Raw genomic sequence first — 12,387 nt, 5'->3', positions numbered from 1 at the left:
GGTCGATCCCACCCAATCCCCTCATCCTGAGGTGTCCGCGTCAGCGGCCTCGAAGGAGCCCTCCAGAGGACGCCGCGATCTCTGGAGGCCTCCTTCGAGGCCTCCGCTGCGCTCCGGCACCTCAGGATGAGGTGGTGGATTGGACAACCGATCTCACGGTTTCCCGGTCTTGTGCCGTATAGCTGGAGAATCAAAGGTCGGTCCGCACCACGCCCGGGAATGCGAGGATGAAGTCGGGGCCGAAGGCGGTCACCGGCGTGTGGAAGCCCGCCGGCACCGCGCCGGCGGCGAGGCGGCAAGCGATCTCTAGGGCCGTCGCGGCCGTCAGCGTGTAGCCCTCGGGCGTCTCCATGCGGCTCGCCGCCCGATGCCCCGCACCGTCCCAGGCTTCGGCCAGGAAGGTGCTGCGCGCCGTCTTCCGCGCGGCCGCCGATGGGCCTTCCGGCAGCCGGTCGATGCCGCGGTTGATCAGCCGCTGCGCCGTCCCGCCCGCGATGATCCGCCGGATCCCGGCCGGCAGGCCGGCGGCGGCCGCCATGGCGGGGAAGGCCTCGAAGTACACGTCGATGTTCGGGACGCCGGTCGAGTACCACGCGCTCGACACGTCACCCCAGCCGAGCCCCACGGTCCGGCGCGGACCGCGGCCGAAATCGGCGCTGCCGCGGGGCGGGCTCGGCAGCTCGACGATCCGGCCGTCCCGGCGCACCCGCGTGCCCCAGGCGATGCCCTCGACCATGGTGCGGGCAGTGCCCCGGCTGAAGCCGCCGAAGCCGCCGATCGAGATCCGCAGATGCGTCGTACCCGGTAGCCGCTGGGCCACGTGGGCGGCGAGGCAATCGCTCGGCACCACGTCGAACCCCGCGGCCGGCAGCAGCACGATGCCGGCGGCCTTCGCCTCGGCGTCCCGGGCGGCGAGCGCCTCCAGCACAGAGATCTCGCCGGTGATGTCGACGTAATGCGTGCCTGCGGCGAGGCAGGCTTCGGCCATCGGCTGCGCCGTTTTCGAGAACGGACCGGCGGCGTGGATCACCGCCGCAACACCCGCGAGCGCGGCCCGCAGGCGCTTCGGCTCGTCGAGGCGCGCGGCGCGCGATTCGAGGTCGAGCCGGCGCGCGAGGGGCCGGAGCTTGTCCGGATCCCGCCCCGCCAGGATCGGCCGCAGGCCCTGCGCGCGTGCGTGCTCGGCGAGCAGCGTGCCGGTGTAGCCGGTGGCGCCGTAGATGAGGATCGTGCCCATGGCCGGGCTTCTGCCACCGCGGCCGCGTGTGTGAAAGCGCGCCGCGGACCGGCCGGATCCGAGGCATCGACGCTTGTGCCGTGGCACGCCAAGTTGGCCAATGCCCCCGGCGAATTTGGATTCGCGCAGGAGCGCCATGACGATGAACTGGTTCCGTCGCCTCACGTCCGCTGCCGGCGCGGGCCTGTGTCTGGCTTTTCTGGCCGGCCCGACTTGGGGGGCCGACCGGACGGTTCAGATGGCCCCGCAGCCGGACCTGAAGCCGGATCTCGCCGCGATGCCGCAGATCGCGGCGCCGGCCGACGACGCGGAGCGCCGGATCAATGCAGCGCTCAAGCGCCTCGACGGGAACGTCCGCAAGGCCGCGAAGTCCTGCCAGGCGGATGGCGGCGCGAGCAGTTCCTGGACGCGGACGATCCACACGCCGATGCGCGGCCCGCGCTTCTTGAGCGTCGCGATCAGCGACGACATGTTCTGCGGCGGCGCGCATCCGAGCACGGGCCTGATGGCGATCGTGTACGACCTGACGACCGGCGCACCGGTCGATTGGACCACGCTGCTTCCGGCTTCGCTGACCGGCAAGGTCGCCCTCGCCGAAGGCCTGGACGGGACCAAGATGGTGACGCTCGCCTCCAAGCGGCTGCTCGCCCTGTATCTCGAACGCTACCGTCCGAAGGACAGCAAGGCGAAGCGCGAGGGGGACGACAATGCGTGTCGGGAGGTGGTGCAGGAAACCGCGCAAGGCGACCCGCCGGCCATGATGGCGTGGCCCGATGCCAAGGCGGGCGGCCTCGCCGTCCAGTTCGATCTGCCCCACTACGCGCAGGCCTGCGCCGACACCGTCGTCATCCCGAATGCCGTTCTGCGGCAGGAGGGCGCCCAGCCCGTGCTCACCGACGCGATCGAGGCCGCGCATGCCGCGCCGTGACGACCTGATGAACGCGGTATTGGCCCGGGGCTCAAACAACGGCCGTGGGCGGCGTAGCCTGCCGGTCTGGCAGGCGAGCCGCCGCAGCGTCCGGGAATGATCCCTGCTCGCGTCCCGCATCGGCGACATGGGACGAGTCTGTCCTGCGGCAACGGCGGCGTTGTCAGCGGCACCGCGCCGTCCTGCAGGCGCTACCGACCTCTACGAGCCGGTCGGACTCCTGGAGGAGGTGTCGACCGCGATCTACACGGCCGCTGCCGGCGGCAATGCCAGCCTGATAAGCGTCGGGTGAGGGCGGAGGTCATCGCCCTCACGCGGCAATTCATTCGGGCGCTAAGCCGTCAGGCAGCGCGCGACCAGCGAATGTCGCCGAGGCTTTCGCGGAAGGCGAAGCGGGCCAAGTGATCGGCCACGACGTTCTCCAGCCGGGTCAGGTTGACCGGGTCCGCGCTGTCGATGCGCATCACGAGCGCGTCGGGCTCGGCGTCGAAGGTGCAGACGCGATCCTCGCCGAACGGGACGGTGCCGTGCTGCGGGGTGGCCTCGACCTTGAACTTATGGCTCCAGTGCCGGCAGAGCTGCTGCAGGTAGCGGCTCGCTTCCGCGGTCTGCACGCGGGCCAATGAGGTAGGCATTCCGTCGATCTCCGAAGGGACGTGATTCAGCCTGGGGTCAACGTTCGTCGCTGTATCTCGCATGTGCGAGATAGGAAGGTATGGGAGCAATTGCCATGCCGGACCGCGACGGACAGGTCTCCGCTGTCACCGAGAAGGGTCTGACCACCGCGTTAGCAGAAGCTTAACGGGGCGGCCGGCCGGCGCCGATGGCAGCCGGCCGTGACTGTCCTGCACCGAGCCCGGCGCCGAATTATGGCGCGGCGCACAAATTTTTAGGCCGCGGATCCCGGGCGTTGCGCATGCTCTGCGCCGGCCTCGGCGATGACCTTGCCGGGGTTGAGCCGATGCCCGGGATCGAGCGCATCCTTGAGCCTGCGCATCAGATCGAGGCCGACCGGGTCGCCGTAGCGGGCCAGCTCTTCGCGCTTGATCAGGCCGACCCCGTGCTCGGCCGCGATCGAGCCGCCGAGTTCATGGACGATGTCATGGACGATGCGGTTGAACCGGCCCCATTGTGCCAGAAACTCGGCCGGCGCCATCCCGGCGGGTTGCGACAGGTTGAAGTGGATGTTGCCGTCCCCGAAATGGCCGAAGCCGCAGGGGCGCAGGCCCGGCATCTCGGCCCGGCAGGCCGCCCCGGCCCGCTCCAGGAAATCCGGCAGGCGCGACAGCGGCACCGACACGTCGTGCTTGATCGAGGCGCCCTCGCGGGTCTGCGCCTCAGGCACGCCCTCGCGCAGCCGCCAGAGGGCGTCGTTCTGGGCGCCGCTCGCGCCGATCACCGCGTCCTCCACCGTGCCGGCGGCGAGGGCATCGCCGAGCGCGGCTTCGAGGGAGGCCTGCATGTCGGCATCGGGCCGGGCCGAGGCGGCCTCGATCAGCGCGTAGGCACCGTGCCTGCCGGCGAGCGGCGGGACCGTGCCCGGGACATGCCGCAGGACGAGATCCAGCGCGAAGGGCGGCAGGTACTCGAAGGCCGTCAGGTCCCGGTCGAGCCGTGTGCGCAGATCCACGAACAGGGCGAGGGCGGGCTGCGCCGAATCCAGGCCCACGAAGGCGACGCTGGTGCTGCGCGGCTTTGGGAACAGCTTCAGCACCGCCGCGGTGACGATGCCGAGCGTGCCCTCGGAGCCGATGAAGAGCTGCTTGAGATCGTAGCCGGCATTGTCCTTGCGCAGCGCCCGGAGCCCGTTCCAGACCCGCCCGTCGGCCAGAACCACCTCAAGACCGAGGACGAGATCGCGGGCGTTGCCGTAGGCCAGCACGGCGATCCCGCCCGCATTGGTGCTGATCCCGCCGCCGATCCGGGCCGAGCCGCGCGACGCGTAGGAGAGCGGGAACAGCATGCCGGCGGCGTCGGCGGCCTCCTGAACCTCCTGCAGGATCATCCCCGCCTCCACCGTGATGGTGGCGTCCACCGGGTCGACGGCGCGCAGGCGTGTCATCCGCTCCAGGGACAGCACCACGCCGCCCTGCGGGACGCCGGCCCCGGTGAGTCCGGTATTGCCCCCGAGCGGCACCACCGGGAGCCCGGCCTGCGTGCAGGCCCGGACCGCGAACGCGACCTCCTCGGTCGAACCCGGCCGCAGCACCGCCACCGCCGACCCCGTGAACAGCTTCCGCGTCTCGGTCAGGTAGGGGGCCAGATCCTCCGCCTCGGTCAGCACGTGGCGCGCGCCGAGGCCGTCGCGCAGCGCGGCGAGCAGGGTGTCGGGGGTGGTCGCCATGGGTGTCATCGCGAAAATTTTGTAGACCAAGATGCGCGCTCGGCAACCGGCCGTATGGCGCATGGCCACAGGCACCTTACAACGGTCGCATCGCCCGCGGGCAACGCCCGCCCGAACCCGGACATTCCACCGCAGAGGCCGAGATGCTGTCCGTCATCCAGAACCCGCCCCGAGTCGCGCTCCCGATCGTGGGCAGCATCGATTTCTTTCCGGTCCGCCGCGTCTACTGCGTCGGCCGCAACTACGCCGCCCATGCCCGGGAAATGGGCGCCGATCCGGATCGCGAGCCGCCGTTCTTCTTCATGAAGCCCGCCGACGCCCTGCAGATCGTGGGCTCAGAGCCGACACCCCATCCCTATCCGTCCAAGACCAAGAACTACCACTTCGAGGTCGAGATGGTGGCCGCGCTGGCCGGCGGCGGCACCGACATCCCGGTCGCCGATGCCCTGGATCATGTCTACGGCTACGCGATCGGCCTCGACATGACCCGGCGCGACGTCCAGGACGAGGCCAAGAAGCTGTCGCGGCCCTGGGACACCGCCAAGGCGGCCGACGGCTCGGGTCCGATCGGCGCCCTGCATCCCGTCTCGCTGGTGGGCCACCCGGCGCGGGGCGAGATCACACTCGCGGTGGATGGGCAGACGCGCCAGAAGGGCGACCTCGGCGACATGATCTGGTCGGTGGCCGAGCAGATCGCCTACCTGTCTGGTTATTTCGCGCTGCAGCCCGGCGATCTGATCTTCACCGGCACGCCGTCGGGCGTCGGGCCGGTCGAGCGTGGCCAGCGCATGGTGGCGTCGATCGCCGGCCTCGGCGCGATCACCCTCGACGTCGGCTGATCGGGCACCCGCGGACCGACATGCTCCTCGACCGGCAGCTGCTGCGGCGCCTGTTCCACCTCGGCGCGCTCGCCACGCGGGGCCTGACGCTCGGCGTCCGCGGGATCGCCATGGATTCGCAGGGCCGTGTGGCGCTGGTGCGCCACACCTATATCAGCGGATGGCATCTGCCCGGCGGCGGCGTCGAGCTTGGGGAGAGCGCGGCGGAGGCGATGATCCGCGAGTTCCGCGAGGAGGCGGAGATCGTCCCGGAGGCGCCCCTGCGCCTCCTGGGCCTTTACCGGAACGTCGTTGCCGCGCCCCGCGATCACGTCGCGTTGTTCGCCCTGCCAGCCTTCACGGTGCTGCGGCCGAAGGCGCCGGACCGGGAGATCGCCGCCTGCGCGTTCTTCCCGATCGACGCGCTCCCCGAGGGCACGACCCGCGGCACCCGCGCCCGCCTGGAGGAGATGCAAAAGGGCCTCCCGCCGGACCCGCATTGGTGAATCGTCATGAGTGGGCAAAGAGACGCTTGCGTCGCCCGGCGGAATGGTGTTTAGAGAGCGCCGCCGGGGGCCGCCGGCACGAAAGTACGGGCGGCGCGGCACTAGTGAGCGGGTGTAGCTCAGGGGTAGAGCACAACCTTGCCAAGGTTGGGGTCGAGGGTTCGAATCCCTTCGCCCGCTCCAGTTTTCCCAACCATACGAACGACGTACAAGGCCGCAGATCTGCGGCCTTTGTCGTTCTGAGATCGCGATCAGCCGCGATCGACGAGGCGTCTCAAAAAGCGTCGAAGGGCCGTCTGGCCAGGACCGGCCTTCGTGTGGGACGGGACCGACATGCCATCGGCCGCTGCGCGGATCGGTCCGGCGTGTGCCGGGACAACGCGTCGCGCGCGACCCGTCAGGCTCGCCGCAACAGATTCGGCAAGCGGAAATCCGAGCTGCGGCTCTGAGCGGCGCGTGGCGCCGACACCCGCTCCTCCTGCCGGATCTGCTCGATCAGCTGAGGCTTGGCGTAGTAGTAGCCCTGTGCGCAGCGAATCTGCGTGGCACCCAGCAGGTAGGCGACCTCTTCGAAGGTCTCGACGCCCTCGGCGACCACCGACATGCCGAGCGCCATCCCGAGCGATTCGATCGCCTTGAGGACGATCTGGCTGCGCGGGCGCTTGTCGATGTCGGTGATGAAGGACCGGTCGATCTTCAATTCGTCCGCGGTGATCTCGGCCAGCGCCGCGAGCGACGAGTAGCCCACGCCGAAATCGTCGATCGAGACCCGGGCGCCGATCGCCCGGATGCGCGGCAGCACCTCGCGCTGGAAGCGGCCCTTGGTGAAGAACGCCTCCTCGGTCAATTCCAGCACGAAGCGCCGGGCCAGGCCCGTCGCCCCGAGGGCGTCGCAGAAGGCCGACATGAACGGCACGTCGCAGGCCTGCTTGGCGGCGATGTTGAGGCTCACCGTGACGTCCGGCCCGAACACCTCGTCGATGTCCGGCATGGTCTGAACGGTCTCGTTCAACACCTGCAGGGTGATCTCGTTGATGAGGCCGAGTTCGATCGCCAGCCCGATGAAGTCGCCCGGCGCCTGGATCACCCCCAGCTCGTCCCGCCAGCGCAGCAACACCTCGACGCCCGTCACGGCGTGGGTCCGCATGTCGACCTTCGGCTGAAAGGCGCAGCAGAAACACCGGTCACGGATCGCCAGCCGCAGGCGCTGCTCCACGGCCATGCGGGCGGTGGCGGCGTGGCTCATCGTCTCCTCGAAGACGCTGACGCCGCCCTTCACGTCGCCCTTCACGCGATACATGGCGTTGTCGGCCTGCCGGCGCAGGATCTCGTAGGTCGTCCCATGCTCCGGGAAGAGGCTCAGCCCGATCGAGGCCGAGGCGAAGATCTCGTGATCGTCGATGAAGAACGGCTGCTTCAGCCGGTCCGATATATCGAGCACCTCCGCCAGGGTGGCGTCCCGGTCGGCTACGGGGCTCAGGAGCAGTACGAACTCGTCGCCGCCGATCCGCGCGAGCATGTCGCTCGGGCGCAGGGCGCCGCGGATGCGGTCGGAGACCTTGCGCAGCAGGGCGTCGCCAGCGGCGTGGCTGTAGTAGTCGTTGATGTGCTTGAAGTTGTCGAGGTCGATGAAGGCCAGGGCGAACCGGTCATCCGGGCCGGCTTCGACGATGAGTTCCTCAATGCTCTGCTCGAACATCGTCCGGTTGGGCAGTCCCGTCAGCGCGTCGATATAGGCGCGCGCGATCAGGTCGCGCTGGATCGCGTGATGATGCGTGACATCCGTGAGCGTGGTGAGCGTGAAGGTATCCGTGTCGGTGCCGACGGGCTGCGCCTGCGCCTCGACGACGCGATCGCCGACCTGACCGATGATCGCAGCATCAGGGCTGTCGAACGCGCTCGCGGAGAGATCATCGACCGCCCGCGACCCGAGCGTGCGGGCCGCGTCGTTGGCCAGGATGCAGAGCCCCCGCTCGTCATGAACGACGACACCGACCGGAAGCGCCTGGATGGCGGCTTCGAGGAGGCTCTGCCGATCGCTTCTTCGATCTCTTGGCGGGGACGTGCTCACGTCAGCCCTGCTGCCAGAGCGTCTTGGGCGCGCGCAGGCCCGACTCGGCGGAGGCGTCGCCGCTCTCCAGGGGGCGCCGGAGCAGGCGACGATGCACTTGGTCCAGTGCGGCGCCGTTGCCACCTTCGGCGCCCGGGTCACGGGGGAGACGGGCGCTCACCGAGGCGTCCGCATCCAGCCCGCCCGCCTTGCTCATGGTCGCCCCGCGCCAGCGCTCCACGACGGCGCCCACGAAGGCCGCGCCGGGGATCGCATCGCCGTGATCGGAGGCCCGCCCGCTCATGTCGTTGCGGGGTTGCCGCTCCGGGGGCAGGGCGGCGAACTTCATCCGCACCGGCATCGGCACGCCTTCGCCGAAGGCGATGACCTCGCCGGTGCCCAGCGACGGCACGAAGGTGAGCAGGTTCACTGCGTCGGAAACCGCCGCGGCCAGGAAGGCCTGATCGCGATCATTGGTCATGCGCATGGCGAACAGGGTGCTGCACTGCGACATGATCGTCGGATCGAGTTCCGCCGGCCGCTGCGTGACGAGGCCGAGATAGACGCCGTGCTTGCGGCCCTCGCGGGCGATCCGCGACAGGGCCCGGCGGGTCGGGGTGAAGCCCACGGAGCGGTCGGCGGAGGCGTAGCGGTGGGCCTCCTCGCACACGAACAGCAGCGGGATCGCGCCCTCGCTCCAGATGCCGAACTCGAAGGCGAGGCGGCACAGGACGCACACCACGGCATCGACGACTTCTATGGGAAGCCCGGCGAGCTGCATGATCGTCATCGGGCGTCCGTCCGGATCGAGCCGGAACAGGTGCCCGAGGATTTCGCCCATCATGTCGCCGCCGACATTGGCGTTCTCGAACATGAAGCCGTAGCGCGGATCGTTGCGGATCGCCTCGATGCGCGTGATCAGGCGATGATAGTGCATCCGCCCGACGCGGTTCTCCAGGCGGCCCATCCGCTCGTCGATCAGCGCGATCAGGTCCTGCAGCATGTAGGGGACGGGTGTATCGACCGTGTAGCCGGAGCTCTTGCCGATCGTGCGCTTGACGATCTGCCGGTCGCTGGCCTCCTTGTACTGCGCGTACTTGCTCTTCGCGAGGGGAATGACCTCCGCGAGGATCTCGATCTCCTCGTCGATCGGCGAGCGGCCGCCGTAGATGACGTCCGCGATCTCCTCCAGGTTGAACAGCCAGAACGGCAGCTTCAGATTGCGCGGGCTGATGACGCTCGCCTGATCGCCGAAACAGGCCGCGTACTCGTTGTGGACGTCCAGGAGGAAGATGCGCACCGATTGCTGGGCCTGCATCACCTGGTCGAGGATCACGGCCACGCCGCTGGATTTGCCGACGCCGGTCGTGCCTAGCACCGCGAAGTGCTTCGTGAGGAGATCCTCGACCTTGATGCAGGCCGGGGTCTCCGGGTCCTGATACAGCGCCCCCACGGTCGCCATGTGCGCCGTGGACACCTGATAGAGGATCCGCAGATCGCCCGCGGGCAGCAGATCGACCGCGTCGCCGATGGCGGGGTAGCAGGTCACGCCCCGGCGGAACCGCTTGGTCCCGTCATCCGACAGGATCTCGCCGAGGAGATCGATGCTGGCGTAGGCCCCCGGCTGCCGCGACCGGTCGCCGCCCGACGACAGCGTCGTGATGATGCCGATCAGGACCGCACTGCCGGCTTCGATTCGGACGAAATTGCCCACCGTGGCCCGCACATTCGGCCGGCCGTTCTGTCCGGCGAGTTCGAGATGAACCTTCGAGCCTTCGACCGACGTCACCGAACCCATGCGCGCCGCCGGAACCTCGTCCCGGCCGAATCCGTCACCGTTCAACATTACGTGTGTCCGAGTCCGCCAACCAAACGTGTCGCCATGGTGAGGGGCGCCGATTAAAAATCCAACAAAGATCGGCCCAGGACTCTGCGATGATTAATCAATCCTTCTACAAGTAGATTATCGATCGCCCGATAGAACAACAGTCCGCGCCAAAATGGTCGACAGCGATGCACGACAATACATACAGCGGGTGTATTGAAGGCGGCAGTTTGCACGCAGAAATTGTGTGCGCGGCACGAAGGTGTCGCGGGCTCACCGGCCCCAGGTCGGACGCGGTCAGAAACCGCTTTCGGCGCGCATGATTCTGAGCGCGCCGGATCGACACCCGTCCTGGGCGCGATGCGCCTCAGTCGCCCTGCGGCCCGTTGAAATGCTCGCGCTTCCAGCACTCACCCGAGATGCGCGCTCCGTTCGAGGTCACGAAGGCGTAGGGCGAGGCTTCCACGACGTCGCCGTTGCGGGTCCGGATGATCCACCGGAAGCCGTCCGTGCAGGGAATGATTTCGACCGAGTGGGTCCGGAAAGATGGCATCGACATACCCCCTTAACGTTTGAGGCGACGCTTCCGCTCCGGGGCCTCGACCCGTAAGGTTATCGAGATCCGCCGCGGTGGGTCTGCGGCCGGTCGCGTCCTGTCGCGGGAACGCACGACGCCCTATCCCGTTCGATCCGTCGAAGAGCCGCCCGGGCCGACCTACGGCGCGCGCAAGAAAGCGAGGACTCGGCATGGCAATCAGGGCCTTGAATGACCGGAAGAAGCTGTCGAACGACTTCAACGAGGCCAACGACGCCTTCATCGACGAGGTTCTGAACGCCCTCCGGTCGGAGAAAATCCCCCTGGATCTGGCCCGCGCCTACCTCGCGCATCCGGTCGCGATGATGCACACCGACGGAGCCCAGGCGGTGGCCGATTATTTCGAGCGCATGCTGGCACAGAGGCCGAACATCGACTGGATGCCGGGCAATTGACCGGTCCAGTCCCGGAAAGGATGCGCGCATGACCACCGAAGAAATCCAGGATCTGAACCGCGCGCGCGCCGCGCTGGCACGGCAGCGGAACGCCATCGCCCGCAGGATCGGCGGCCTGGAGGTGGCCCCGATCTCGATGTCGGAGGATCTGACCCGGACCCTCCTGGCGATCGAGGCGGTGGATCGCGCCCTGGTCGAGGCCGGCCAGCCGCATGTCGATATCGGCCCGCTGCCAGACGCGTAGCCGTTGGGAGTCCGGTCTAACACCCTGTGCGCGATCGGGCTGCACGATCCCTTGCGCCCCGCGCGCGCACGGGCGTAGAGCCTCGTCCGACCGGAGGAGACACGACGATGACCGACCGCCTGCCCGGCTTCAACACGCTGGCCATTCACGCGGGCGCCGCACCCGACGCCGCCACGGGCGCGCGGGCGACGCCGATCTACCAGACCACGAGCTTCGTGTTCGACGATGTCGACCACGCCGCCTCGCTGTTCGGGCTGCAGGCCTTCGGCAACATCTACACGCGGATCACCAACCCGACGAACGCGGTGCTGGAAGAGCGCATCGCCGCCCTCGAAGGCGGCACGGCAGCCCTTGCGGTCGCCTCCGGCCACGCGGCCGAGTTCCTGACCATGCACGCCCTGATGCAGCCGGGCGACGAGTTCGTGGCCTCGAACAAGCTGTATGGCGGCTCGATCAACCAGTTCAATCACTCCTACAAGAACTTCGGCTGGTCGGTGGCCTGGGCCGATAACGACGATCCGGCCTCGTTCGAGGCGGCCATCACCCCGCGCACCAAGGCCATCTTCTGCGAGTCGATCGCCAATCCCGGCGGGGTCATCACCGACCTCGCGGCGCTCTCGCAGATCGCCAAAAAGCACAACATCCCGCTCGTGGTCGACAACACCATGGCGACGCCGTACCTGATCCGGCCCTTCGAGTACGGCGCCGACATCGTGGTGCATTCGGCGACCAAATTCCTCGGCGGCCACGGCAATTCGATCGGCGGCCTGATCGTCGACGGCGGCACGTTCCAGTGGGCCGGCGATGCCCGCTACCCGATGATGAGCGAGCCGCGGCCGGAATACTCCGGCATGGTGCTGGCCGAGACCTTCGGGAATTTCGGCTTCGCGATCGCCTGCCGGGTGCTGGGCCTGCGCGACCTCGGTCCGGCGCTGTCGCCCTTCAACGCTTTCCTGATCCTCAACGGCATCGAGACCCTGCCGCTGCGGATGCAGCGCCATTCCGACAACGCCCTGACCGTCGCCAAGCACTTGGCCCAGCATCCGGCGGTGTCGTGGGTGAGCTACCCGGGCCTGGAGACGGACCGCTATCACCAGCTGGCGAAGCGCTACACGCCGAACGGCGCCGGCGCAGTCTTCACCTTTGGGTTGAAGGGCGGCTACGAGGCGGGCGTGAAGCTGGTCTCTAATCTCCAGCTGTTCTCGCACCTGGCCAATATCGGCGACACGCGCTCGCTCATCATCCACCCGGCCTCGACCACCCACCGCCAGCTCACCGACGCGCAGAAGACCGCCGCCGGGGCGGGGCCCGACGTGGTGCGGCTGTCGATCGGGCTGGAGGATCCGGCGGATCTGATCGAGGATCTGGATGGGGCGCTCGGCGCCTGAACGTGTGAGCAGGCTGCCCCGGCCTTCTGGTTTCCGGACGACTGCTGCGTTATAGCA

The 12,387-nt window shown here is 68.6% G+C and carries 12 protein-coding genes and 1 tRNA gene; 7 read left to right on the top strand and 6 right to left on the bottom strand.

Annotation, left to right across the window (positions count from 1 at the left end):
• Window positions 1-190: 190 nt before the first annotated feature.
• Complete coding sequence (locus AAHG09_RS01210) at window positions 191-1,237, bottom strand: saccharopine dehydrogenase family protein (RefSeq protein WP_342104741.1); 1,047 nt, start codon at window positions 1,235-1,237, stop codon at window positions 191-193.
• A gap of 142 nt (window positions 1,238-1,379) precedes the next feature.
• Here AAHG09_RS01210 and AAHG09_RS01205 point away from each other — a divergent pair, with 142 nt between their 5' ends.
• Window positions 1,380-2,165, top strand: coding sequence for a polysaccharide deacetylase family protein (locus tag AAHG09_RS01205; RefSeq protein WP_342104738.1), 786 nt, complete (start codon window positions 1,380-1,382; stop codon window positions 2,163-2,165).
• Window positions 2,166-2,506: 341 nt separating this feature from the next.
• On the opposite strand, the gene AAHG09_RS01200 is transcribed toward AAHG09_RS01205, so the two are convergent.
• Window positions 2,507-2,800 (bottom strand): DUF2218 domain-containing protein, encoded by a 294-nt coding sequence (locus AAHG09_RS01200; protein WP_342104736.1) that lies wholly within the window; start codon window positions 2,798-2,800, stop codon window positions 2,507-2,509.
• A 254-nt stretch (window positions 2,801-3,054) separates the two neighbouring features.
• The gene (locus tag AAHG09_RS01195) at window positions 3,055-4,518 is read right to left on the bottom strand and encodes an FAD-binding oxidoreductase (protein ID WP_342105448.1); all 1,464 of its coding nucleotides are present in this window, start codon (window positions 4,516-4,518) and stop codon (window positions 3,055-3,057) included.
• 134 nt (window positions 4,519-4,652) lie between these two features.
• On the opposite strand from AAHG09_RS01195, the gene AAHG09_RS01190 reads away from it, so the two are divergent.
• From AAHG09_RS01190 to AAHG09_RS01180, 3 genes are all read left to right on the top strand, one after another.
• Window positions 4,653-5,348, top strand: a complete 696-nt coding sequence (locus tag AAHG09_RS01190) for a fumarylacetoacetate hydrolase family protein (RefSeq protein ID WP_342104734.1) — start codon at window positions 4,653-4,655, stop codon at window positions 5,346-5,348.
• 20 nt (window positions 5,349-5,368) lie between these two features.
• Complete coding sequence (locus AAHG09_RS01185) at window positions 5,369-5,833, top strand: NUDIX domain-containing protein (protein ID WP_342104731.1); 465 nt, start codon at window positions 5,369-5,371, stop codon at window positions 5,831-5,833.
• Between the two features lie 108 nt (window positions 5,834-5,941).
• Window positions 5,942-6,016: transfer RNA gene (locus AAHG09_RS01180), tRNA-Gly, on the top strand.
• A gap of 214 nt (window positions 6,017-6,230) precedes the next feature.
• Here AAHG09_RS01180 and AAHG09_RS01175 read toward each other — a convergent pair.
• The 3 genes from AAHG09_RS01175 to AAHG09_RS01165 all read right to left on the bottom strand — a co-directional run bounded on the left by AAHG09_RS01175 (window position 6,231) and on the right by AAHG09_RS01165 (window position 10,261).
• Complete coding sequence (locus AAHG09_RS01175; protein WP_342104729.1) at window positions 6,231-7,904, bottom strand: putative bifunctional diguanylate cyclase/phosphodiesterase; 1,674 nt, start codon at window positions 7,902-7,904, stop codon at window positions 6,231-6,233.
• Between the two features lies 1 nt (window position 7,905).
• Window positions 7,906-9,729, bottom strand: a complete 1,824-nt coding sequence (locus tag AAHG09_RS01170) for an ATP-binding protein (RefSeq protein WP_342104726.1) — start codon at window positions 9,727-9,729, stop codon at window positions 7,906-7,908.
• A 346-nt stretch (window positions 9,730-10,075) separates the two neighbouring features.
• On the bottom strand, window positions 10,076-10,261 hold the full coding sequence (locus AAHG09_RS01165; RefSeq protein WP_342104723.1) for a hypothetical protein: 186 nt from the start codon (window positions 10,259-10,261) through the stop codon (window positions 10,076-10,078).
• A 194-nt stretch (window positions 10,262-10,455) separates the two neighbouring features.
• Between AAHG09_RS01165 and AAHG09_RS01160 the strand changes: the two genes are divergently transcribed.
• The 3 genes from AAHG09_RS01160 to AAHG09_RS01150 all read left to right on the top strand — a co-directional run bounded on the left by AAHG09_RS01160 (window position 10,456) and on the right by AAHG09_RS01150 (window position 12,330).
• Entirely contained in the window at window positions 10,456-10,698 is a 243-nt protein-coding gene (locus AAHG09_RS01160) for a hypothetical protein (RefSeq protein ID WP_342104719.1), read from the top strand.
• 28 nt (window positions 10,699-10,726) lie between these two features.
• Window positions 10,727-10,942, top strand: a complete 216-nt coding sequence (locus AAHG09_RS01155) for a hypothetical protein (protein WP_342104716.1) — start codon at window positions 10,727-10,729, stop codon at window positions 10,940-10,942.
• Window positions 10,943-11,049: 107 nt separating this feature from the next.
• Window positions 11,050-12,330, top strand: coding sequence for an O-acetylhomoserine aminocarboxypropyltransferase (locus tag AAHG09_RS01150; protein ID WP_342104713.1), 1,281 nt, complete (start codon window positions 11,050-11,052; stop codon window positions 12,328-12,330).
• Window positions 12,331-12,387 lie beyond the last annotated feature (57 nt).

This window comes from Methylobacterium guangdongense (assembly GCF_038442355.1).
Lineage (GTDB): Bacteria > Pseudomonadota > Alphaproteobacteria > Rhizobiales > Beijerinckiaceae > Methylobacterium > Methylobacterium guangdongense.
Note: the sequence above shows the minus strand (reverse complement) of the source record. Positions and strands in the feature narration are given on the sequence as shown.